The sequence below is a fragment of the Sedimentibacter sp. LTW-03 genome, from assembly GCF_052059825.1.
GTDB lineage: Bacteria > Bacillota > Clostridia > Tissierellales > Sedimentibacteraceae > Sedimentibacter.
Genome location: NZ_CP197180.1, coordinates 205588 through 230149, shown reverse-complemented (window position 1 = coordinate 230149; position 24562 = coordinate 205588). Strand labels below are relative to the sequence as shown.

Sequence of the window (24562 nt, the reverse complement as noted above, 5' to 3'; positions counted from 1 at the left end):
CACTCGCTTTTGCTGCGTTACCATCCGGTGATGTCTGCCGTTACGCCGGTTTCACGAAGCAGCTTTTGTGCGGCATCCAGTACCGCCTGCTTTTGAGTCATTCCGTGCAGCAACTCTACCCGCATGGTCTGGGCCGCGTCGCCAAATGTCAGGTACATCCGTTCCTGATCAATATGGGCGGTGTGCAGCCGCACGCCATGTACCCCATCGAGACCCCACCGGTAAATTTCACTGCCGATGAGGATACCAAAGGTAGATACTACAGTTTCCTCAGTGTCTTTTTTCATTTGGCGGCCTGGCATGGAGATGAGAGCAGATGGCACCGCAAGGATGCGATTATCCCAAATGAGTGTTGCGTCATAGAGCAGACGGCTCTGCCTCACCAATAACAGGAGAGAGATAAGGCTGATAGCTCCAAAGGCGAAAACCACTTCTAACATAGAAGTTACACCGAGCCACACCGCCAAACAAATACTGGCTGCGAACAATAAGGCATATCCATTGCGTCGTTTGCGGATTAATTTCATTTGCACTATACCTCCTCTATCATAAATTTTAGGGAAGGATGCCTCAAAAAGCATCGTTCGAAAGGATGAATTTGCAGAAAAAAGCCCCTCATACTTTAGTATGAGAGGCCAGTTAAACCCTATATTTATGTGATTTTATGTATCATTCAACCCTTTGATTCTTCAGCAGGGTACTGATGAGTTCTGCTCGACTACCTACATCATATTTTGAAAAAATATTCCTTGCATGTGTTTTTACAGTACTCTCACTGATAAACAAAGCCCCAGCAATTTCGCGGTTGGATTTTCCTGAAAGGATTAGCTGCAATACCTCTTGCTCCCGGACGGTCAGCGGGTCAAGAGTTTTAATTTGACGAACAATGTCCGTTTGCTGTGACTGACTCATATTGTCATAAGCGGCAAGGTAGGCATGGCTTTTCAGCAGTAAAACAAGCTGATGGTTCAGCGGCGGCAGCATAACCAGTGTAACGCAAACCACAGTAAGGGCAATCACCGCAACCTCCGCACTGGGAAGCCTAATGGATGTTACGGTCATTCCCAAGACGCCTCCGCAAAGCACGCCGAATACATTGGCGGAAAGCCCAATGCCAAAGGTATGTGTAGGGTTGTCGCTATAATCCAGCATTTCTCCAAGGATGCTCCACCAAAACAGATCGAAAATACCGCAAGCACCGAGCATCAGCGTATCCACAATCAGATAGTCGGAAGTGTTTCGCCCTAACAGCATAAAGCTGATGAACGCTCCTATAATCATTGCCATCCCAATATACAAAATTCTGGAACGCTTTGCTTTCATAGGTAGGTTGCGCATAATGGCGAGCGCCACGATATAAGGCACTGCCCAATACCAACTCACCAGCCCCGTCAGATGCTCAAAAGCGGGGTTGATGACCTGATACATCAGTCCGGAATTAATTGTAATGATAAAGACAAAAAGACACAGCAATATTAGCGGGTTTTTAATACCGCCATGCGTCTTATTTCTAAATGTTTTGTTCTGCTCATTATCCCGCTCCAACGGCAGCATCCAAATGAAGACCATGCCAATCACAAGGCAAAGCACAGAGAAGCCAAGCCCGATAAAGGTTGACCTGTTCATGGCCACCACGTTAACTGCAATCATCAGCAAATTGGAATAAATCAGAACGTCGGCACAGGATTTAATGCGCTCGTTCTTGGGAGTAAAGGCCCTGAGAAAAAATCCCCATGCCGCCACCGCGCAGCCGCTAAAGTATCCGCTGACAATCAGTCCGCCCATCCATAGAGCAGGGAGAGGAAAAAAGAAGGGGACAGTGGAGGCTAAGCATAAGCCCATACCGCCGAACATCATGCTTTTGGCGGCCGCCTGTGATTTGACAAACAGGCCGCAGGTAAAAAGCCCTGCAAAATGCGCGATAATTGCAGCCAGTATGTAACGGTCGGCGTCTGTTCCACGCAAATCCAGCAGGCTGTACAACACCTGCCCTTCAAACTGAAATGACAGAATATAGGCAAAGAGAAATGAAAATCCGGCAACAGAAAGCCTGCGGGCATTTAAAGTCTTAAATCTGTTCATTTTATAACCTCCCGCTCATCGGAGGATCCGCCTTTTTTAATCCATTCGTCTATATCAACAGTTTTGAAACGCCAGAGCTTTCCCACCTTTGATGCAGGCATACCGCGCTGATCAATCCAACGCATGACCGTGTGGCGCTTTACCCCAAGATAGTCGCAAACTTCTTGCAGGGATATCCATCTGTCGTTATGTATTGTTCCAGGCATAGAAGCCACCTCACTTTGATAAATTCGCACAAATATCCTAATTGATCGTTATTAAATAATTATAGCACAATAATGTCAAAATGGCAGCTACTATTTGTTGTTTTATGTAATATTGCGTAGTATTGCACATGATTATGTACTGTGGGTACGACATTGGACCTGTCCATAATCAATACCTGCCACCTGCACTAAACAGGATGGTAATCCTGGTAACAATGCCAATCCCTTTCATTTCCACATCACCTTATTCGTAGGTATCAGCTAATATATTCATGCCATCAGATATGAAATTTTCAAAGAACTGTTGGGAGAATAAAAAAACCCCTCACTATTAACCTGATTTCGTGAGGGGATCTACAAATATTATAAATTAAGCAGTTTTTTTAATTTAATTAGGATTTTCTGCTTTCGGTAATTGACAAGCTGCTGAGATATACCGATTTCAGTAGCCATCATCGATTCGCTCTTTTCTTGAAAGAACAGTCCATCGATTATCTCCTGCTCCTTATCAGTAAGCTGCTTTATGCAGTCATGAAGACGCTGAACCATAAGCTTGTCCACCACAATATCCTCCACACGGGGCGAGATTAAATCAGGGATTGCATCCTCTCCATTAGTTTCACTTGTATCCAGGGCACTATAAAAGAACACACCATGTTTTGCATCCTTTTCTTGTAGATGAAGTTCACGGCGTCTCATACGGTAATAAGTCAAATAGACTTCCTCTGTTACAGGCACTAGCTCATCTTGTACTCTTATCTGGTACTTCTTTTTTACTATGTGTTGTTTTGAAAGTTTTCTATGTTCCTTCATTTAAATCGACTCCTTTGGATTTCAAATTTTTGAAATCCGCCAGAGCCGCTGAATCCGCAAAATGAAACAAGACGGCAGGAGAACCCCCTTTGTCAGAGGATTCCGCACTGCCGTCTTGCGTTCTGGCGGATTTCATTATGTTGAGATTGTACTTACACTGCTGGTTTTACATGTTCATGAGTAATTTCTAATGTTCCGTCAGCATTTGCCCTAATTCGAGTAATGCAATCTTTAATTTGTATCACGAACATTCGCTCATCTTCGCTTACATCTCCAACACGCTTTTTGCTAAGGTTCCTAATCTCATTCATACAAATATCCCTCCCTTCGATTAAATTCGTGCTACCTTGGCATATAAAAAAGCTGCTATTGCCTTGCACAATAACAGCTTACTAATTTATGGGACAAGCTTGGAGGAGCGGGAATAGCTATATCATAGAGTGAGAGTAGCTAATTTTTAATGAATATTCAGTTTTTTATTGCAATATTGTAATTTGTAAAGCCAATATCAGCGTTAATAAAGTTTACCTTGATATTAGCAATGTCATATGATAAAATATTCCAGACAGATTGTTTTGGAGCAACATTCATTTGGAGGCGATACTATGGCGTTTAGCTACAATAAGCTATGGAAGTTATTAATAGATAGAAAGATGATAAAAAAAGATTTGATGGCTGAAACCGGCATAACCAGCACTACAATGGCGAAGTTAGGCAAGGATCTTCCGGTCAGCATGGATATTTTGGCGCGTATATGTAAGGCACTCAAATGCAATATTGGAGATATTGTCGACTATGTCGACGAGGACAATAAATAGACAACGTTTCACTTGAAAGGGAGGGGTCGGCATGAGGTTATGTTTTGGTTCATACCTGGCTGTGCTTGTTTCGTGTAAGGCAGTTAATGTTGATAATAAGCAGCTGTGTGAGGCACTGCTTCATTCTGTTGCCCCAAATTATGAATTCACCTTTGCCGGACAGGAAAACCCCGACAGGGTTCGGGAGGATGTCACCTCCAAACTATTGCGTTGCGAGCAAAACCTGCCTAAAGATGTTACTGACCCAGCTCGTACCGCTGATCCTCAAGAAGTAGCTTTATATTTTAAAGACCATGTCCTCGGACTTTTAAATGAAAATTTATCAAAGCAAATAATTCTCGCTTTCAAAGATATTATCGCCAATGATAAGCCTGAAATGATTAAAAATAAAATGCATGGCATTGAGGATGATACAAAAATTGAATTAGTCAATGGGATTATCAAAAGGGAATTGGCAGTCCAAACTGAATTCTTATTTCATTCGTTCTTAGCAGGTATTTTTCTATATACCGCTACAAAAACAACAAACAGATATGGCAAGAAAACAATAGAGTCAATTGATTACGACTATATTGTTTCATTTAATTCCCGCATTGATGGGATTAATTTAATTGCTGATAAAGCAGCGAGCTTTTCCCTACCTAATATTAAAAATGGTAAGGCCGATACAGAATTTGCTGAGGATGTAGCAGGATATGTTGTAGATAAAATTAAGTTGCTAAAACCTGCAACTGTACAGGAGGATTCCCTACTGGTTACTTTGCTATCAGAAGCAAACGGTAACTGCTTAAAATGTGGCAAAAAACTTGGCATTCCAAAACGTGGGAAAATACCTGTTGGAAATTATGAAATTGTATATTTAAAACAGCCTTCTAATGAAAGAGACCAATATGAGAATGCTGTTGCATTATGTTCGGATGATTGTGCCCCTATCGTCTCAGAAATGTCAGCGGATGAAATAACAGATTTATTGGAGAGTAAAAAAAGATGTGCTGCAACTCAGGCCTTTCTCGACAAGATATCCGGGATTAAATTTCAAAATCAAATTGAGTCTGTTTTACGAGAAGTACATAAAATAAAAAACACCAAGGGTTTAGAAGGCACTGATATGAAAGACTTAGTAGAAATTGAACGCAAAATCCATGAGCCATTCCTTAAAGATAAGATTAACGCAAGTATGGCTCGTCTTTATAAAACAGTAAATGGAATATGCGGCCGTCTTGAGCAGGAAATTGGATTTGATACTAATATGTTTGGTGGATTAATGAAATCTGCCTCATTGATGCTTGATGGCGGGGTTAAAAGTAATGGGGATATTGCAGATCCCCAGGAATACATAATGAATTTATTAATAGACAATCTGTTTTTGCAGGTTGGACAAAAGCATAAAGATGCTTGTGAGATAATAATAGGATACTTAGTAAAGAGGTGTGATTTATTCAATGAGAATGCCAAGCAAAGTTAATTCTTACTCAGATAGCGTAATATCCTTGTTCGCACCTATCCTTGAGAAACTGGAGGAACGGGATATGACTCCCCATGAGTTACTTGAAGCAACACGGACAAAAGTGTCGGAAATAAGTGTTTTTCTTGATGCTCTTGATTGTTTATATAAACTTGGACAGATTGAAATTCCCGAAGGTATGGAGGTTCTGCGCTATGTTAAAACAAATAATATGCGATAAATTTAAAACTCAGCCGGAAGCGTTCCGCACTGGGCTTAATGTTGTCCTTGGCAGCTCTGATGGCAGTAATGCTATCGGAAAAACTACCTTCCTACTTATACTAGACTTTGTTTTTGGTGGGGATGGTTATACCAAGGCTGCTAAGGATGTTATAAATCATATTGACCATCACACAATTGACTTTATCTTTGAATTTGACGGTATACCCTACTTCTTTTCCAGAAGTACAAGCCGTCCTTCTGTTGTGAATCGGTGTGATAGTAAGTTCCGGGTTATTGAAGAAATGCCTTTGCAAAAATATCGGGGCTTTCTTTTTGATGAATATAAGATACATCTTCAAGGTATTAGCTTTAGCGAGATTGTCGATCGCTTTTTCCGCATTTATGGACACGGCAACCACAATGAACATAAGCCTTTACAAGGTGAACGTGAAACTATGGCTACGGCTGTAGAGTATCTACTGAAATTATTGGACAAATTTCAGGATATACAGAAGCTTAAAATTGCCGAAGAAAGCTATGGTATTAAACCAAGCAAACAAATTGAGCGGTCAGTTTCAGACATCACAGCTAAAATTGGCGAGAATAAGGAAAAAATTACAGCCTTAGAAAAGCGCAGAGATAAACTATGCCAACAAAATGAAGAAGCTAATTTACAGGCTCTTGGGATTGATTCCAAGCAAGCTGAAAAGCTCGCTAATATAAAAAAAGAGCTGGGCAGGCTTATCAGAAGAAAAAGTCTCCTTACATCGCAGCTTAACGCTGTACAAAATAATATGCCTGAAAATGATGGTGTTCTGAGGAAAGACTTTTCGGCCCTTTTGCGCTTTTTCCCGGAAGCCAATATTGATGCCTTTAACGATGTGGAAGCCTTCCACGCTAAAATTAATAGCTTCCTCCGTGCAGATATTGAGGAAGAGGTATCGCAGCTGGTACCGCAAATTGAATACATAGATGCCGACATCACCTCTTATGAAAAACAGATTGAGGACACTGGAGTAGCAAAAACACTTTCCCAGTCTATTCTCACACAATATGCACGTGTATCCCGTGAGATTGAGAGGCTCGAAGATGAAAATGAAGCTATGCAAAATGAAATGGAACAATCGAAGAAACGCAAGGAAATTGAGGATATACTTGCCAACCTACGTAGAAAACAGGAGGAAGCGCTTGAAAGTGCAGAATCTGAGGTAAACGCTGAAATGAAAAGAATTAATGATATCATTACCGGCGGTGATAGGGCTACTCCTGTATTGACATTAAAACCAGATAAATCCTTTGAGTTTGAAACTCCTAACGACAAGAGCGAAGGAACGGCATATAAAGGGCTTGTTGTCTATGATTTAAGCATGCTTTCTTTGACCCCCCTTCCTGCATTAATTCATGATTCAAGCATTGTTAAGCGCATAGAAGATGCCGACTTTGAACAAATACTAAGCCTTTATCAAGAATGCGGGGATATGGGCAAACAGGTATTTATTGCATTTGATAAGGCAGATACATATACAGATGATACCTACAGGATGCTTGATGAGGCAACTGTCCTCCGCCTTTCTATAGGAAATGAACTGTTCGGCAAATCTTGGAGCCGCAAAACTGCAGAAACTAAACATAAACCTATATCCACTTTTGGATCAAATGATGAGCAAGAAACAGAATAGCACACTGACAGCAATTAAGGAGATGAGATTATATGGCGGTTATTAAAAACTTACTACAGCAAATCACCGATCCGGTGCTCCGTGAGCGGCTTGCACAGGAAGTAAATCGGTTAAGTAAGAATAAAAAATTCGGCTTAGTTTTCGAGGAGCATGTTCCTGAATGCACTCCACTTTATAGCGTACCCATTAAACGAGGTTCATTTGTTGCCCGGAAAACAGGCAAAATGAATAATATATACATAGTAAAGGAAATAGATGGCGAAACTGCTACCTGCATGGATAAAATCACCCTTGAGATTGAAGCCATCCCACTTAGCGAAATCGTATCTGTGGCACAGTTTGGGGAACCTATTTTCCCCTCCCTTGAGCCTATCGATAAAGTACTTAATGCGGCAGATGACAACCTTTGGCATACGATTATTGAAGCTGACAACTACCACGCCCTTCAACTTTTAGAATACCTTTATGAGGGAAAAGTGGATTGTATATATATTGACCCGCCCTATAACACTGGTGCAAGGGATTGGAAATATAATAATGACTATGTTGATTCTGCAGATGCATGGAGACATAGCAAATGGCTATCAATGATGAAAAAACGGTTATTGATTGCAAAGCGTTTACTGTCAAAGGATGGTGTGCTAATCACAACCATAGATGACAATGAATATGCCCATTTATGGGTTCTTCTTAATGATGTTTTCCCCGAATTAACGCACAACTGTGTTACCATCCAACATAACCCCGGCGGTACACAGGGTAAAAAGTTTTCAGTAACAAATGAATATGCTATTTATTCGTACTCAGCAGAAAGTGTAATTTATCGTAAACCGCACACTGGCGGTGATGTCTATAATCTACGTCGCTGGGGCAGCACATCGGGGCGTTATGAAGGAGCCACTTGCTTTTATCCAATTTTCATCGATGACAAATCGAATGTTATTGGGTTCGGAGACTTATTGGATGATGATTTGCACCCATCTAATCAGGTTGAACTTAATGATGACGGAACTTATTCCGTTTGGCCTATCGATAAAAATGGCACGGAGAAAAAATGGAGATATAGTAGAAGTACTGTAGAATCGGTTAAGGATCGTATGTTTATTGAGAAACGTGGCGAAAGGATTGAGGTTATATTACGAAGAGAAAGCGAGCCTCCAAAGACGGTATGGGTTGATGGACTTTTCAACGCTGAAGCCCATGGCACGGAAATATTGAAGACTATACTTGGTAGTGGCTTCACATTTCCATTTCCGAAATCACTTTATGCCGTACAAGAGTCTTTGTTATTTGCTGTGCAAGGAAAAAAAGATGCATTGATTGTCGACTTCTTCGCAGGCAGCGGTACTACACTCCATGCAGTTAATTTGCTTAATGCGGAGGATGACGGCAAGCGCCGCTGTATCCTTGTCACCAACAATGAGGTATCAGAGGCTGAAGTACGGGAATTGAAAGCTGCTGGTCATCAGCCGGGTGACCCTGAATGGGAAAGCCGTGGCATATGCCGCTCGGTAACTTGGCCTCGTACGGAATATAGCATCCTTGGCAAACGAGCTGATGGCACAATTTTAACAGGGGAATACTTTACTAATCTGACAACCGATAAAGAGACCAACCGCTCCTTTTATCAACTGGGATTCGTAGAAAACCCTACGGGACTTGTGCTTGCTGCAAAAAAACAAATTGTTGCTCTTATGGGCAAGAATAAGCTGCCACAATCCCTCGTTAAAGCCGACAGCCGTTTTGTAGTATCGGAGAAATACACCGCTTCAATTCTTTTTGATCCAGAAGCAGCTGACGAATGGCTCGAAGCCCTTGAAGACCAAGAGCATATTACTGATTTCTATATTGTTGCAAAAGAGAACCGTATTTTTAATGAAATAAAAACAAAAGTGGTTGAGTTACTCGGTACAATCACAATAGCTGAACCATTCAAGCGGCCAATGAGTGAAGGTTTTGCCGCCAATGTAGAATACTTTAAGCTTGGTTTCTTGGATAAGAACAGTGTTTCCCTTGGCCAGCAATTTCATGAAATACTGCCCCTTCTGTGGTTAAAGGCAGGAGCTGTCGGCGAGCGTCCAGAATTAGATGGCATAGAATTACCGGATATGCTGATTCTGCCGCAAAATTCCTTTGCAGTTTTGCTTGATGAAGATTGTTATGGCAAGTTCTCTGAAGCCTTGCTTGATGTCGGTAAAATTGAAACAGTGTATTTTGTCACGAATTCTGAGGAGGCATTTAGGGAGATGTCTGATGGTATCGAGGCCACTTATACCTACCAGTTATATCGTGACTATATTGATAATTTTGTAATTGGGAGTAGGAGGAATAGTCTATGAGAGCAACCTTATTTCCTTTTCAAGAAGTAGCACTTGCTGACTTACATGAGAAGATACAAAAAGCACATACCCTTTGGAGCGAAAAAGACCCGCAGGTTATTTCTTTTACCGCTCCCACGGGCGCAGGAAAGACAATTATTATGACCGCTCTGTTTGAGGATATTATTTTCGGTCATGCTTACGGTATAGCTGAGCCTGACTCTATTTTTGTCTGGCTTTCAGATATGCCTGAGCTAAATGAGCAAACACGCTTAAAAATCGAAAGCAAATCAGATAAATTCCGCGCAAGAGACATCCACATAATTGATTCCAACTATGACTCCGAATATTTTGCACCGGGCGGAATCTATTTTTTAAATACACAAAAACTTGGTACAGACAAGCTTCTCACCCAGAAGTCGGACCTGCGCCAATATACAATTTGGGAAACACTTGCAAATACAGCTAAGCGCCAACCAAAATCATTTTATATTGTTATAGACGAGGCACACCGAGGTACAGCTACACCGCAAGCGGAAAACAGAGCGCAATCCATTATGCAAAAATTTATTAAAGGCAGCAAAGAAGATGGAATGGCTATCATGCCACTTGTTATAGGTGTAACTGCAACACCACAGCGTTTTCAACGACTTGTAGCCGATACTACTTCTACTATCCAAAAAGTTGCTGTTCCCCCGGAGGATGTCCGAGAATCCGGCTTATTGAAAGATAGAATTATAATACATTTCCCTGAAATTGCAATAAATGCAGATATGACAATGTTTAAAGAAGCTGTTGCTAATTGGAGAGATAAATGCGAACGTTGGGCTGCTTACTCTGACCATGAGGAAATTAAAAATCCTGTTCGCCCTATTCTTGTAGTTCAGGTGGAAGATGGTAATGAACGGTTGATCACCCACACAGATTTGGAGAATTGTATCACTGTTATTGAAAATTCTCTTGGACGCAAGCTCCGTGCCGGTGAGGCAATTCATACATTTGATAAATATGAAACCATCAAAGTAGGTGATGTAGATATATACAAAGTGGATGCATCCCGAATTGAACATGACGAAAAGGCGATGGTCGTGTTCTTTAAGATGAACCTTTCCACCGGATGGGACTGCCCTCGTGCCGAGACAATGATGTCATTTAGGCACGCCAGTGATTATACTCATATTGCTCAGCTGCTGGGGCGGATGATCCGTACCCCTCTTGCCCGCCGTGTTGAATCCGATGCTGAATTAAATAATGTCAGCCTTTACCTGCCATTCTTCGATGAGGAAACTGTCAAGATGGTGGAGCAAGCCCTGCGTGATGGTGAAGCATCTATCCCTGCTGAAACAGGCTCACACAGGGAATTAATCACATTAAAAAGAAATCCTGCTTTTGCAGATGTGTTTAGCGATATGAATTTAATAACATATCGCATAGATTCGGCAAGAAAGCAACCAGCTCTACGCAGGCTGATTGCCCTTGCTCGTGCCCTTACCCAAGATATGATTGCACCAGGGGCTCGCAAGACTATGTTAAAAAAATTGCTTGATGAATTTGAAAAAGAAATCACTGCTTTAAGAGAATCGGGCAAATTCGAGACCATATCCAAAGCAACTACAGTCTTTGGCCTCTATTCCCTTACCATCGATTATGGCAGTGATGTTGCAAACAAAATTATGGAATCAAATGAAGTTATCTCACTTTCGGATTTTGATATGAATAATCTATTTGAGCGGGCGGGAAAAATCTTCGGCGAAGGCTTACACAAAGAGTATTGGATTCGTCATGCTACTCGTGAAGCCAAAGATGTAAAAACTGAAATGATTGTTCTGGCCAGTGACAGTGAAGCAATGGATAGGCTTGAAGCATTTGCCGGTAGGTTATTCAATGAGTTATATGATACCCATCAATCAGCCTTCCGCCACTTAAAGGAAGACCGCAAGGATACATATAGAAAACTTGCACAGTCCTCCACTATTCCAATCGCACTTGATTGGCAGCTGCCCCAGTCTATAGATTTTTCTATAGGAGAAGATGCTATTGCCTTAGAAAATCATCTTTTTATCCCTTCCGAGGGCGGAGACTTCAAAGTTAGCTTGGGCGATTGGGAAAAGGGTGTTATTGAGGAAGAGATGAAAGAATCAAAAGGTGCAGTAGCATGGCTTCGTAATCTTGATCGCAAAAAATGGTCCCTTGAAATTCCATACGAAGTAGGTGGTGTAACAACCCCCATGTTCCCAGACCTTATTGTTGTTCGTACTAATGCAAATGGATATGTTTTTGATATTCTGGAGCCCCATGATCCCAGCCGTAAGGATAACTATCCAAAGGCCGTTGGTCTTGCAAAGTTTGCCGAAAAACATGGTGAATATTTTGGCCGGATACAGCTTATTCGCAAAGCAAAAGGTGCGGACAAACGAGATCATTTCTACCGTTTAGACATGAGTAAGCTTAGCATTCGAAATAGAGTTCGTAGTGTAACATCCAATGCTGAACTTGATCGAATTTTTGATGAGGAAGCAATAACGGAAGAATAATATTTCAGATATTATTAACAGGAGGAGAAATAATGGCATTTCAAACTGCACTTACAATAAAAGAAGCTATTGCCAGCATTCATAGTAAAAAGTATTTGTTACCTTCTATCCAAAGAGAATTTGTATGGGATGTAGACCAGATTACCCAATTATTTGATAGCCTTATGCTTGGCTATCCCATAGGCTCATTCCTGTTTTGGGAAGTCGGCAAACAAAATGGCAATGAATTTGTTTTTTATGAATTTCTCAGGAATTATCATGAAAGGGATTGCCGTCACAACACCAAAGCAAGTATTACCGGTAGTGAATCTATCACAGCTATTTTAGATGGGCAACAGCGGCTAACATCTCTCTATGTTGGGCTGATGGGAACATACGCTTATAAGAAACCATATTTCCGTTATGATAATCCCAAGGCCTACCCAGTTAGAAAGTTGTATTTGAATTTACTTAGCAAGTCTGAAGATGATGACTGGTTTTATGATTTTTCATTTTTAACTAATGATGAATGCTCCAATGATGAAGATCACTATTGGTTTGCTGTGGGCGATATACTTAAATTCAACGAATTAACCGATGTGGTTATTTACTTGCAGCAAAAGGTTGTTCCATATTTGCTAAAATCAGCACAGGATTCAGGTAAAGAATATGACACAGAAAAGGGTACCTTTGCAACGGATACATTGAGTAAATTATGGAAAGCCGTTCATAGTGACGGTACGATTAGCTATTATCTTGAAAAAAGCAACGAGCTTGATAAGGTACTCAATATTTTCATACGGGTAAATAGCGGAGGAACACAGCTTAGTTATTCTGATTTACTGCTGTCTATTGCGTCAGCACAATGGGACCAGCTGGATGCCCGGGAAGAAATCCATCAGGCGGTTGATGACTTGAATCGCATCGGACGAGGATTTAATGTCAATAAAGATTTTATCCTTAAAGCCTGCTTAGTACTCTGCGATTTTCCGGATATCGCTTTTAAGATTGATAATTTTAATCATACCAATATGATGAAAATTCAGCATGAGTGGGAAAACATCATAACAGCCCTCAGGGAGGCAGTCACTTTAGTTGCCCGCTTGGGCTTCAATAGAGATAATATAACATCCAATAATTTATTTATCCCTATAGCCTATTACATAAAACATATGGGATTACCCACAAATTTTGCTGCATCCCCTAAAAATGCGGAGAATGTACGGAAAATTAAGAAATGGTTTGTCAGTGCCATGTTGAAGCGTGTCTTTAGCTCCCAGCCTGATGGTGTCCTTCGCCCTATTCGGGAAATTATTCAAAAAAATAACAAAGCTGACTTTCCTTTTGAGAAAATTGTTGACAGATTTAAGGGTACAAACAGAACCCATGAGTTTACGGATGCAGATATTGAAAACCTGCTGTTCCAAAAATTTGGACAAGGGGATACTTTGGTTGTAATGTCCATTCTCTACCCTTGGGCAGACATGAACAATTCGTTCCATGTTGATCATATATTCCCCAAAGCAGAATTTACGGAAAGGAAATTACGCCGAAGAGGAATTGTTGATATAACCGATTTTATTAGCAATTTTAACTATATTGGTAATCTTCAACTTCTCGAAGGACTTGATAACACTTCTAAAAAGGATAAGGATTATAAAGAGTGGTTTGAAACAAATTTACCCACAGCAGAAGCCAAACGAGAGTACTGTAAAAGGCATTTAATTCCTTCTGACATTGATTTTTCATTTACAAACTTCCCGGAATTTTTTGAAGCTCGAGAAGCTCTGATTATTGAAAAGCTAAAAAAAGAATTGCAATAACTGCGAGGTGAATACCAATGCCTTTTACAATCGTCCGGCAGGACATCACAAAGATAAAAACCGATGCAATCGTTAATGCCGCAAATACGGAACTTAAAATGGGCGGCGGTGTTTGCGGAGCTATATTTAAAGCGGCTGGGAAAAACGAACTACAAGAAGCATGCAATGAGCTTTCACCTATAAAAACAGGTGAAGCTGTAATTACACCGGGCTTTGCCTTACCGGCAAGCTACATTATTCATGTTGCAGGACCGGTCTATGATCCTTCAAGCCCCAAGGTAAGCGAGAAACTTCTTCGCTCAGCTTATCTAAACTCTCTTAATCTTGCCAAAGACTATAAGTGCAAAAGCATCGCTTTTCCCCTTATTTCAAGCGGCATTTATGGATATCCGAAGAGTGAAGCGCTCAAGGTAGCGACTATTGCAATCAAGGATTTTCTTGGCAATCATGACATGGATATCTATCTGGCCGTATTCGATAAAGACTCATTTATGGTTAGCGAGAAGCTACTGGGAGAAGTTGCAAGCTATATTGATGACAACTATATTGAAAAGCATAAACTATCACGGCGAGAGCTGCTTGATATTGAGCGAAGAGCCTTATCTGATGTTGACCATATAGAATATGGCTCACCAATGCCGCAAATTTCAGAGGAGGTACTTAAGGCCCCAGCAGGCATTGATGACTTAATAGATAATCTCGATGAGCCCTTTTCGACAACTCTCCTACGCTTAATTGATGCCAAGGACAAAACTGATGTGGAGGTTTATAAGCGTGCCAACCTTGATAGGAAGCTGTTTTCAAAAATGAGAACCGGTAAAGGCTACATGCCCAGCAAACGAACAGCCATTGCCCTGGCCGTTGCCTTAGAGCTTAACCTTGATGAAACAGACGATCTCCTGGAACGGGCCGGTTATGCCTTATCTCGCAGTCAAAAATTTGATGTGATTATAGAATATTTTATCATCAACGGCAAATATGATATTTTTGAAATTAACGAGGTATTGTTCAAATATGACCAGCCCTTGTTAGGGGGATAAGCAAATGAATTATGCAAATGAAATAGATTCTTTAATTCAGGGAGTTTCCTTAGCAATTGGCAAGCCGATTCCCAGAGAAAAATATGAAATACTTGATAGGGGTTTGCCTCATACACAACCTACACGGTTGCCTTTCGGAAAAATGGCAGTATATATGTTTTTGTTTAATAGCGATTTTTTAAAGATCGGAAAGGCTAACCATCGTAGCAATGCGAGATTCTGCAGTCATCATTATAGCCTTAGCGCACCATCAACACTTGCAAAATCTTTGCTTGCAGATGATAAGATGATTAGTTTTAATATAACTCCTTCCAATGTGAAGGGTTGGATTAAAACTAACTGCCGAAGAATTGACATTATTATTGATGCGGACTTGGGAGTTTTTGCTCTTGATTTAATCGAAGGAATTATGCACTATAAATACGAACCCAGGTATGAAGGGTTTGCCTCACAAAGATAATTGTCGCTTTTCAAACGACCTATGGTTCTGCTTTAAAGGTTATCCTTAAGTCACAATAAAACTTAAGGAGGACAATTCAATGAAAAAAGGATTAACAGAACTGGTATTTATACTGGACAAAAGTGGTTCCATGAGCGGACTTGAAAAGGATACAATCGGCGGATATAATTCAATGCTTGCCAAGCAAAAGAATGTACAAGGTGATTGCCATATTACCACCGTGCTTTATGATAACAACTACGAGCTGCTTCATGATCGCATCGATATTAGAGCCGTTAGCCCCATCACCGAAAAAGAATACCAAGTCGGCGGCTCAACGGCACTACTTGATGCAATAGGCAGTACAATTCATAAAATTAGCAATGCCCAAAAACATACGGCTGAAGAATACCGTGCAGAAAAGGTAATGTTCGTTATTATCACAGACGGCGAAGAAAATTCCAGCCGTGAATATTCCGCTGAAAAAGTCAAATCACAGATTGAAAGACAAAAATCAAAATATAACTGGGAATTTATTTTTCTTGGAGCAAACATAGACGCAGTTCATACCGCCAGACAGTTTGGTATAGGCGAAGATCGGGCAATGGACTACATTGCAGATAGCGAAGGAACAGCCCTTAACTACTCTGTTATGAGTGATGTCGTCTCTGAATTTCGAGAAAAGACAACTATATCGGATAAGCACTTTGATGAAATAAGAAAGGATGCAAAAAAGCGTGGTGGACAAAGATGAAGCCTGATGAAATGCCATCTACAAATATTTCTAAGCTCTGGATCTCTAATAATCAAAAGGATTGGTTGGATGCCGGTATCCTGCTAGAGCAGTGCAAAAGCAGAAGAATTAAATCAATTATTTCAAACAGATAAATAGACACCAAGAAAAATTGATAAAGTGCTTTGGGCTTATAGAGAATAAAATAAGCGTATATTTTCAAGCAATGTACTTTTATAAATAATATTACAGAGAAGTAATCTAAGATATACTTTGTTCTTTCTCTGTAATAATATCTTTTAGAGTGAGAGGTTCTGGGCAGTTCACCATGAACCGAGGCTGGGTTCAGCTAAAGCACATAGTTACCCCTTGGCGGAAACTATGTGCTTTTTTCTTACAAATCTAATCTTATTTCAAAATTAATCTATTGCTGGTGTGGCTTCCATTCTCCCGATAGCGAGTCTCCTTTTCTACCAATCCGGCTTTGGTAAGATCATGGAGCGCCCTCTTAATTGTACTGCGTGATAAATCTAAATCAGAGGCAATGGTTTTTACTGCCGGCCAGCAGTCCTGCCCCTTACCTGAACGGTCTTTCAAGTACATATAAACAACTCTAGCCCGATGTGGAAGTTCATCGGGCGAAGCCTTATACAAATAATCGAAATATCCCATGTTCTACTCCTTCCTTTTAAGATGTCCGTACATGGGTACGGCGTTTTGATGTATCTGTTTGTGGTTCGGTAACAGGGGTATGCAAAGTACCGGTACCACTCACTTCCTCCAATAGCTCACCGCTTTCAGTATAAACCGCGATAAATGCCGAATGACGACGCATTATATTTTCCCCTAGTATTTGTTTGTCTGCATAGGTAACCTTTCGGTGAGCGCGTTCTGCTACCGTATAAACACTATCAAAGGTAATACCCCAATCTAAAAATAAACGCAGCTTTGTTTTCATCGGATGAGTACCCGTTTTCATCACAACAAAATTACCTTTGGGTATGGATTTCAATTCATCTGCTGTCATGAGTGGACGTTCCATCATCTGCAGAGACTGGCTTGGATCATTCTTGCCACGGCTAATGCTCCCAGACATAACAGTGCGGCTGCCAAGTGCTTTGGACAGGACTTCTGCCGTTTGGCTATTAGGAGCGAAGCCACCGAAGATAGTATCCTGGCAGTTATCTACGATAATTTCGGAGCCTTCTTTCCCATAGTTTTTTTCAAGCTGGCCAAAACTTTGAATGATTGGTACCATGGTCAGGCGACGGGAACGGCTTGCAGAAAAAATTAACTCCAACGAATCAATAGCAGGAAGTGTACCAAGCTCATCACAGTAAAATACAACTCTGTTTTTCAGCTTACCTTCATTTTCATCGGCCACAGCTAAAATTTCACGGTATAACTGTTGAATCATCAGGCTGACCATAAAGTATTTTGTTAAATCTTCTTCCGGCAGCACAATAAATAATGCCGATTTTTCATTTACAAACTTCTCTGCATCTACGGCTGTATCAAAACACAAAATCTGCTCCATCTCGGAATCTAGAAAAGAATTTAGTCTTGAGAGCACCGTGGAAAGAACTGACATCATGGCCTGCTCAGCTGAATTGAGTGCCGCCCCTGCAAACCATCGTGCTTTATGATCACTGGGGAGCTTATCCATTAAGAGTTGGAATTGGCTTTTACCTTTTATTTTGCTTGGAGCAAGTAAGTCCTGTACCAGTTTGAATACGCTTATAATGTGACGACAATCGGTGACTGAGCCATCCCCATTTTTTGCTGGAGGAAGATATTCTGCAATTAACAAAATTACAGCAGTAAGAAGCCCTTCGGCAGCATCATAGAAAAACTGATTTTGCCCGTAATTTTCACTACCGGCATTGATTATGGTTTTGGCAATAATCTTTGCATATTTTTCTGCCTTAGCTTTAGCTACAAGATTTTTTTCATCAGCTCGGTATGCATCCATATATTTATTAACAAGGTGAAGCATATTGTTACCATCCGATCGGGTGGGATTACGCAAATCAATGACAGCCACATGATAGCCATAGTAGTCACGGGCAATGGCTCCGTAGTTTCGATAGAGATCTCCTTTGGTATCAGTGGTAAGAAAGCTCATACCGCTGGCACATGCATATTCAAGATTAGGATAAAGAAAAAAGGCAGTTTTACCCACACCGGATGCACCAATCATTAGGCAATGGACATCATCGGTGTCCACCAGTGCTGTGAGATCATTTTTCTTACCAATGCTTCCAAGGATTAACCCCTGCTGATTAACTTGGGGTAGTGCTATACCCCTTCGCCATTCCCTTGGCTTAAAAGGCATGTGTTTGTAGGTGCTTTTGATTTCATTGTTGGTAGCAAACCTTGCTGTACCATGTTGACCATCACCTACTGTACGAGACTTGATTCCGTTGAGTGTATAATAGTGGGCTAAAAGCGAAAGACCGCCGATGACAGAAAACATCACGGCGGCCGCTGCTATGAGGATATAAACTTGTGATAGCATGGATAACTCCTTTCTTCTTATGCCATTTTTATTTCAAAACCGTCCTGTACTTGCTGGCTGTTTATTAAATCATCATTCCAGTCCTTACCTTGAGACATAAGCAGGCAGCATCTATATCCACTTTCCGTAAGCTGATTTTTTAGCCGTTCCGATGCCTTATGCCCTGCCTCATCATTGTCAAGACAGAGGGCTACATCTTTGAGGTGTGGATTTAGCTCAAGCATTTTCATCATGGATTGGCTGCCCACTCCGCAAAGAGCCACATAGCTGTGAGCTTGCCACTCTTGTGGGTGCAGTGTGATATAAGATAGCAAATCAATAGGTGCCTCAAAAACATAGAGGCGGTCACTGCTGCCGATATAATGAAAACTATATGCCGGATTGCAGCCATCCACATTTCCTTTGAAGCTTATGCCCTCTGTATAGAGTCCTCGTTTATGTGCATGGCGGGGTACTCCGTTTTCATCCAATCCAACGAACACTGCATTGTGATATTTTTTATTGCCGTCTTTTGATTTTTCGCAGGATTCATAAAGCAATTTTTCTCTTGCAAAAAAGCTGACTACATCACGGTCTATTTTTCTCGTTTTTACAAGGTAAGCGTAAACTCTGCGCATATCTGAATGTGCATCAGGCAGTTTGAAGGGCTTTGGCTCTTCAAACTGCCTCTTTTTCTTCGCAGGAATATATTCTATACCCTGTTCACCGCCTAACAATAAAATTACCGCATCAGGAAATGACAGGTTATAAAAGTTCTTAACGAAATCTATGGCATAGCCGCCGCTCTCTGACGAGTGATCATACCATTGGTTTCCACGGACAGTGATGCTGCGGTCTGATTCAAGCCGCTTTTCTCTGCCGCTGGCAATGAGCTTTTCACCTTGTCGGTATAGAAAATCTATAAGATCAACATTATTAGCACGATATTTTTGATCCTCTGTAAAATGAATATAGTTTCCCATTGGTACCTCCTATCTGTGGCGATTGCCGATGCGATGAAAAAACACCGGGCGATTAACGCTCCGGTGCTGCTTTGGCATGAGTAATTTTTTGAGGTGCGGCTTAATATTTTCTTCTTTCCGTTTCTTCATACAGATCCTCCAATCTTTATAATGTGTGCATGGACTGTTCATGATCATCTTGCTTGTGACCCTGCGCCTGCTTCTTAGCCCTTATCTTCTGCAGGAGTTTCCGATCAGCACGCTGGTTCGGCGGCATTCTTGCCGGTGCAGTATCACCGATAATACGGCTCATGTGATGCAATAACCTTGTGGCTGCCAGCATCACAGACGGTTCTTTGAACTCATCTATATGGTCAAGAAAAAACTGAGCATAGATATTGCCCTGTGCTGCCGAGAGTATGAACCACTTTACGGCTTCTTCTTTATCTTTCAGAACATTCTTTCCCATCAGATAAAGCTTTCCAAGGGTGTATTGGGCATATTGATTACCTTGATTTGCGGAAGCGGTCAAATATTGCAAAGCTATTTCCACATTCTTCGGGACATCCTCGCCTGTAAGATAAAGCTTTCCAAGGCGGTATTCGGCAAGTTCATTCCCCTTTATAGCTGCACTTTTTAAATATGAAATTGCCTTTGCTACATCCTTTGTAACATCTTCACCTCTTAGATAAAGGCAACCGAGGGCATATTCTGCAAACTGATTTTTCTGTTTAGCGGAAAGGTTAAGCCAACGCAAGGCTTCAGGGATATCTTTTAAAATACCTTCACCGCCCAAGTACAGCTTGCCGAGCTGATAAGCGGCAAAGGAGTTTCCCACCAATGCCGCCTTTTCAAAATAGCTTCGTGCCTGCAATATATCTTTTTCTGTGCCGATACCGTTTAAAAGCATCCAGCCAAGACGATATTGAAGCTTATCATCATGGCTTTGTTTTTCCAAGGAAGTAAATCCATGAAATGCATTAGTGAAATATTTTTCTGCTTTCGTTTCATTTTTATCACAGCCAATGCCATCACGAAACATTTTGCCTACTTTAAAGCTGGCATAGGGAAAACCCTGTTTAGCTGAGCGTAGATACAATTCAAATGCGGTTTGGTAATCTTGCTCCACACCATTACCCATATAATAAAGACCAGCAAGAGAATACTCCGCATATTTATATTTTTCACTTGCCGATTGTGTAAGCCACTGAGCGGCCTTCATATAATTCTGTTCTGTACCAAGCCCTGCTGCATACATCTTCCCAATACGATACTGGGCATATTTCCAAGGCTTTTCAGACTCGGCAGCATGGAATACTGTGAGTGCCTTTTCATACCTTTGATGCGATTTATCAGCATCTTCACTGCATCCAAGACCATCCGCATTCATTCTGCCAAGGTCATACATAGCAAGGGGATTATTTCGCTCTGCTTCCAATAGCAACAGGCTATAGGCTTTTTCAAAATCCTGACTGATTCCGGCATCCTCATTACCATAGAAAAATTGCTTTGCCTGCTTATAGTTCTCACTCCACCATGAAGGGGTGCGGCTTTTTCCATGGTGTCTGCCAGCTTCTTTTTGAGGTTCAAGTTCATCTTGAATGTCGTCTGCATTCTCTGGAGGAAAATAGCCGGGCAGCATACTACTATCGGCAGGGGGGGCGGGTATTATAGAATCTGCTGTTTCTGATTCATCAAAGATAAATTCTCCTTGTGAAATTTCCATTGCTTCTTTTATAACCATGTTACGAATAGATTTAAAGTCACTGCATTTTGAAAGCGGCAATTGCTGAGATGGTGTTTCGGTATAGATACTCTCAATCTGCCCCTTTGCTTTTTGCCATAGAGTATAGGCTTTGGCCACTCTTTCATCCTTGGCAAGCTCATCTACAATTTCATCCACCACATTTTTAAGTTCTGCCTTTAGATATCCATATTGTTTTTTTCCTGTGGTATGTTTCAGACACTCCGCAAGATAGGTGATAAGCTCTTCAATTTTTTCGCTTCTAAGGGTATCGCTTTGCATTTGTATCAGCAGTTTTCGAAGTGCAATGCGCGCTTCTTTAGTAAGATCATCCCGCTTTTGAGTTTTTTCTCCGTATAAAGGTATCAGCTCCTGCCGGAAGATTTCCGTTGCAAGAGCTGATTTCATTTTGCGAATCCCCGGCTTAGTAAGATATCCTTCATTTGGATTTGTACTGTAACAGATCATATGGACATGGGGATGATGGCTCTCATTATGAAAGGCTGCATACCATTTCAAATTGTCCGGATGAATTTTAAGGCTTTCTGTAAGCTCCATGGCTTTGGAAGAAATTAATGCTTTCCAGCTTTGAGCATTATCAAATCCAAATTTTTCAGCATCCTCACGGCGAAGGGAAATGATCGGTGTCCACACATTACCGCTATGCTCTGCGATCTCTTTTGCAACTTGCGAAAGAATAAGCGGTTGTTCTCCTACTGTAAACAGACCATGGGTATCAAACTTTTCTACTCTGGGACGGTTTGCGATGTAGTCAAGATATTTTTCTTTGTCACCGACTTGTTCAATGTGCTGTTCCAATGTGATAGAAATAAATTCAGAAGCATTTTCACGATTTGGCTCGGCAAGGTAGTCCTCATATTCCAGTGACTCCTTGCTATCGGGAAATTCTCGAATGATTTGAGTAATAAGCGACTGCTGCTTTTTGGTGCTATTCCAAAGTGCCTTAGCATTAGAAACTTTTTCTACACCATCACGAGTGGCGATGTATTTGACCAGATGATTTAGATGGGATGTAGCTTTTCTGCCTTTAAGATAACCATTTTTAATAACCAGTCTTGCCATTAGATATCAACACCTTGCTGGAATAAAACTGCATCATCCAGTTTGATTTTTCCTCTGGTCTTTTTTACTTCTGCAACACACCTACCCCGGAGACTTTGCAGTTCATTATCGGTGACTTCCAGCGTGGCGGCTAAAAGATGCATCATCATACTAATCTCCACCGACAAGCGGAACAGATTATTTGCCACACGATTTTCTGTGTTTTGCAAAGTACCTTGAATGGCTCCAAGTAAATTTTGTGATAAAAAAGATGTGCTGTTTTGACAACTTAGATATCCGATATAGAAATCCACCGCTTGTGAAATAAATTCGGTATGGTTTTTCATATTCTTTGCCTGAATCATATCTTCCATGTTTTGAATCATATCCGGATAGAGCCATGCTACTACCCGCTGTTTCAGCTCAGTTTTATTCTCATTCATTTGATCAAATCTCCTTATATTTTTCTCACAGCACCATGGGGAGCACCTTGAAAATGCTGGCACTGCTTGGGTTAGATAAGTGTTACAGCACCTACGAGAGCATAAATGGGGATTTACAGCACCTTTGGCAAGATTTTATCCTATGGGGAAAAGGCTGTATTTTTGGTACAAAGGCGGTCGGCACTGCCGTCCGCTGTGACCGAGAGGTGCGTTTACAGCACCTCTCTTTCTCCTGCTGTATTTTAAACCTATGGATTCACGGTTATGACGAGATTGTTTTGCTCGCTTTTGGGTCCTGCCTGTTCGCAACGTTCCTTCAAATTGCCCTCTAATGTGCCAAGTGGTGTACTACTCTACCCGTGGGCTGAAAAGCCCACACAGGGGCAAACAGGGGGGTGACAGAGGGGAGTGTGCTGTTCTCCTGCATTTGCCGTTTCATACCTTACTTTAGATTATCCCCTGCGATTGGTTGGGTGCCGCTGCGTTATTTTTCTCTTTCTGTTTTTTAGCTTTTGGAGCAGGCATGCTGTCAGCGGTTTCATCAATGTATTCACGCACGGCAGCCGGTACATGTTTTTCATAAAGCTTTTGCAAAGCTTCGCCCAGCTCCTGCTCAATAGATACATCCTTTTTCTCCATATATCTTTTGGTAGCCTCAAGTCTTTGGGCTTCCATTTTAAGTGTGATATTAGCCTTTTTCATTATAATAATCCTCCTATCGTTAAAAACTGATAAATGTAATACGTGGCTCCAACTCTTGTTCTTCGCCAGTAAAGGCAGGAGAGTCAGCAAATCGTTCTGCATATTTTTCTGCCTGCTCACTTGTCAAAGAAATAAAATCGCCCTCCATACTATCGCCGCAAATAAAAAAGGGACCGCAAATGATGTCATCATAAAACCATCGATTTGGTTTCATACCATTGAGTTTACCTTCATCATTGCAGACCAGTAGACAATCATCTTCAAGTCCAATCACCTGAATAAGACCGCCAACCTCAGCCTGCAATCCGTCAAGATCATTTTGAATGTCCTTTATAACCGGCGGCTGACCGACATCGATTTTTAATACTTTAATCGTATTACTCATAAACTTTCCTCCTGAATTTATAGTTTTTCGCTAGTTCATATTCACAAAAATCTGCTTACTTAAATATGCTGCATCGACATTCCCGTCTTGTCTTGAACACTATTTGGGCAGAAATCTAAATAAAATGTCATATCGAAGCTTTCCTCAGTCATTTCCACTTCGGCTATTTCATCTGCACTGTTTAAAATGTGAAGCAGCTGTTCACCGATTCCATTGCCGTTTTTTATAGTAATTCCATAGCGTTCTTGGATTTCATCAAAGTCTGTAATCCAATTTCCGCTCCCCGTATTTAAGCATCCCTCTTTAATAAGGGCATCTGCAAGCTTTAGCATTTGCTGATTAAAATAGGGTTTTATCCGGGGCAGCCATGCAACATATCTGGCATAATCATAGCCCTGGCTTTCTACAAGGAAACCGTCATCTGCATGTTCACTTAGCAAAAGCAGAGAATGCCGAACACCTTTTTCATCAACATACATGGACTCCTTATGGTCTTTAATAAAATCTTCATCTTTAAGAAGCCCGCCTGAAAAAGCTTTGAACTTTTGCTCCGGTAAAATAACAACTGCTTCTATAAAAGCCTCGCTTAAATTAAAAGTCGGTATTTTTCTTTCGAAGGGTACTTGTAACTTCATTG

Annotated in this window: 24 protein-coding genes; 11 read left to right on the top strand and 13 right to left on the bottom strand. The window is 41.1% G+C overall.

Annotated features, from left to right (window positions below):
- Positions 1–17 precede the first annotated feature (17 nt).
- The 5 genes from ACS3UD_RS01175 to ACS3UD_RS01155 form a co-directional block, all read right to left on the bottom strand.
- Positions 18–527, bottom strand: coding sequence for a hypothetical protein (locus tag ACS3UD_RS01175; protein ID WP_308140131.1), 510 nt, complete (start codon positions 525–527; stop codon positions 18–20).
- Between the two features lie 142 nt (positions 528–669).
- Positions 670–2082, bottom strand: a complete 1413-nt coding sequence (locus tag ACS3UD_RS01170; RefSeq protein WP_308138158.1) for a LuxR family transcriptional regulator — start codon at positions 2080–2082, stop codon at positions 670–672.
- Positions 2079–2288, bottom strand: coding sequence for a helix-turn-helix domain-containing protein (locus tag ACS3UD_RS01165; protein WP_308138159.1), 210 nt, complete (start codon positions 2286–2288; stop codon positions 2079–2081). The genes ACS3UD_RS01170 and ACS3UD_RS01165 overlap by 4 nt, the downstream gene beginning before the upstream one ends.
- 363 nt (positions 2289–2651) lie before the next feature.
- Entirely contained in the window at positions 2652–3101 is a 450-nt protein-coding gene (locus ACS3UD_RS01160; protein ID WP_308138160.1) for a sigma-70 family RNA polymerase sigma factor, read from the bottom strand.
- Between the two features lie 152 nt (positions 3102–3253).
- Entirely contained in the window at positions 3254–3412 is a 159-nt protein-coding gene (locus ACS3UD_RS01155) for a hypothetical protein (RefSeq protein ID WP_308138162.1), read from the bottom strand.
- Positions 3413–3706: 294 nt separating this feature from the next.
- Between ACS3UD_RS01155 and ACS3UD_RS01150 the strand changes: the two genes are divergently transcribed.
- The 11 genes from ACS3UD_RS01150 to ACS3UD_RS01100 all read left to right on the top strand — a co-directional run bounded on the left by ACS3UD_RS01150 (position 3707) and on the right by ACS3UD_RS01100 (position 16285).
- Positions 3707–3919, top strand: a complete 213-nt coding sequence (locus ACS3UD_RS01150; RefSeq protein WP_308138163.1) for a helix-turn-helix domain-containing protein — start codon at positions 3707–3709, stop codon at positions 3917–3919.
- Positions 3920–3950: 31 nt separating this feature from the next.
- Positions 3951–5384, top strand: coding sequence for an ABC-three component system protein (locus tag ACS3UD_RS01145; RefSeq protein ID WP_308138164.1), 1434 nt, complete (start codon positions 3951–3953; stop codon positions 5382–5384).
- Positions 5362–5604 (top strand): ABC-three component system middle component 7, encoded by a 243-nt coding sequence (locus ACS3UD_RS01140; protein ID WP_440977713.1) that lies wholly within the window; start codon positions 5362–5364, stop codon positions 5602–5604. Before ACS3UD_RS01145 ends, ACS3UD_RS01140 begins: the two co-directional genes overlap by 23 nt.
- Positions 5579–7264, top strand: a complete 1686-nt coding sequence (locus ACS3UD_RS01135) for a DUF2326 domain-containing protein (RefSeq protein ID WP_308138166.1) — start codon at positions 5579–5581, stop codon at positions 7262–7264. The genes ACS3UD_RS01140 and ACS3UD_RS01135 overlap by 26 nt, the downstream gene beginning before the upstream one ends.
- 32 nt (positions 7265–7296) lie before the next feature.
- A complete protein-coding gene (locus tag ACS3UD_RS01130; RefSeq protein WP_308138167.1) occupies positions 7297–9603 on the top strand; it encodes a site-specific DNA-methyltransferase in 2307 nt (768 codons plus the stop codon).
- On the top strand, positions 9600–12116 hold the full coding sequence (locus tag ACS3UD_RS01125; protein WP_308138168.1) for a DEAD/DEAH box helicase: 2517 nt from the start codon (positions 9600–9602) through the stop codon (positions 12114–12116). The genes ACS3UD_RS01130 and ACS3UD_RS01125 overlap by 4 nt, the downstream gene beginning before the upstream one ends.
- A gap of 32 nt (positions 12117–12148) precedes the next feature.
- A complete protein-coding gene (locus ACS3UD_RS01120) occupies positions 12149–13918 on the top strand; it encodes a DUF262 domain-containing protein (protein ID WP_308138169.1) in 1770 nt (589 codons plus the stop codon).
- A 17-nt stretch (positions 13919–13935) separates the two neighbouring features.
- Entirely contained in the window at positions 13936–14958 is a 1023-nt protein-coding gene (locus ACS3UD_RS01115) for a macro domain-containing protein (RefSeq protein ID WP_440977712.1), read from the top strand.
- Positions 14959–14962: 4 nt separating this feature from the next.
- Positions 14963–15418, top strand: coding sequence for a hypothetical protein (locus ACS3UD_RS01110; protein ID WP_308138171.1), 456 nt, complete (start codon positions 14963–14965; stop codon positions 15416–15418).
- 79 nt (positions 15419–15497) lie between these two features.
- Entirely contained in the window at positions 15498–16151 is a 654-nt protein-coding gene (locus ACS3UD_RS01105; protein ID WP_308138172.1) for a vWA domain-containing protein, read from the top strand.
- Positions 16148–16285, top strand: a complete 138-nt coding sequence (locus tag ACS3UD_RS01100) for a hypothetical protein (RefSeq protein ID WP_440977711.1) — start codon at positions 16148–16150, stop codon at positions 16283–16285. Before ACS3UD_RS01105 ends, ACS3UD_RS01100 begins: the two co-directional genes overlap by 4 nt.
- A gap of 253 nt (positions 16286–16538) precedes the next feature.
- Here the strand turns inward: ACS3UD_RS01100 and ACS3UD_RS01095 are convergent, their stop codons facing one another.
- From ACS3UD_RS01095 to ACS3UD_RS01060, 8 genes are all read right to left on the bottom strand, one after another.
- Positions 16539–16802: a helix-turn-helix domain-containing protein gene (locus ACS3UD_RS01095; protein ID WP_308138173.1), complete on the bottom strand. Its 264-nt coding sequence runs from the start codon at positions 16800–16802 to the stop codon at positions 16539–16541.
- Positions 16803–16818: 16 nt separating this feature from the next.
- Positions 16819–18648, bottom strand: coding sequence for a VirD4-like conjugal transfer protein, CD1115 family (locus tag ACS3UD_RS01090; protein WP_308138174.1), 1830 nt, complete (start codon positions 18646–18648; stop codon positions 16819–16821).
- 17 nt (positions 18649–18665) lie between these two features.
- Positions 18666–19610 (bottom strand): DUF3991 and toprim domain-containing protein, encoded by a 945-nt coding sequence (locus tag ACS3UD_RS01085; RefSeq protein WP_308138175.1) that lies wholly within the window; start codon positions 19608–19610, stop codon positions 18666–18668.
- Between the two features lie 145 nt (positions 19611–19755).
- Complete coding sequence (mobP3, locus tag ACS3UD_RS01080) at positions 19756–22416, bottom strand: MobP3 family relaxase (protein ID WP_308138176.1); 2661 nt, start codon at positions 22414–22416, stop codon at positions 19756–19758.
- A complete protein-coding gene (locus ACS3UD_RS01075; RefSeq protein WP_308138177.1) occupies positions 22416–22838 on the bottom strand; it encodes a hypothetical protein in 423 nt (140 codons plus the stop codon). The genes mobP3 and ACS3UD_RS01075 overlap by 1 nt, the downstream gene beginning before the upstream one ends.
- Before the next feature lie 447 nt (positions 22839–23285).
- On the bottom strand, positions 23286–23540 hold the full coding sequence (locus ACS3UD_RS01070) for a DUF6103 family protein (protein ID WP_308138178.1): 255 nt from the start codon (positions 23538–23540) through the stop codon (positions 23286–23288).
- Positions 23541–23559: 19 nt separating this feature from the next.
- Entirely contained in the window at positions 23560–23925 is a 366-nt protein-coding gene (locus ACS3UD_RS01065; protein WP_308138179.1) for a DUF3846 domain-containing protein, read from the bottom strand.
- Positions 23926–23984: 59 nt separating this feature from the next.
- Positions 23985–24560 (bottom strand): DUF6329 domain-containing protein, encoded by a 576-nt coding sequence (locus ACS3UD_RS01060; protein WP_308138180.1) that lies wholly within the window; start codon positions 24558–24560, stop codon positions 23985–23987.
- Positions 24561–24562: the final 2 nt, after the last annotated feature.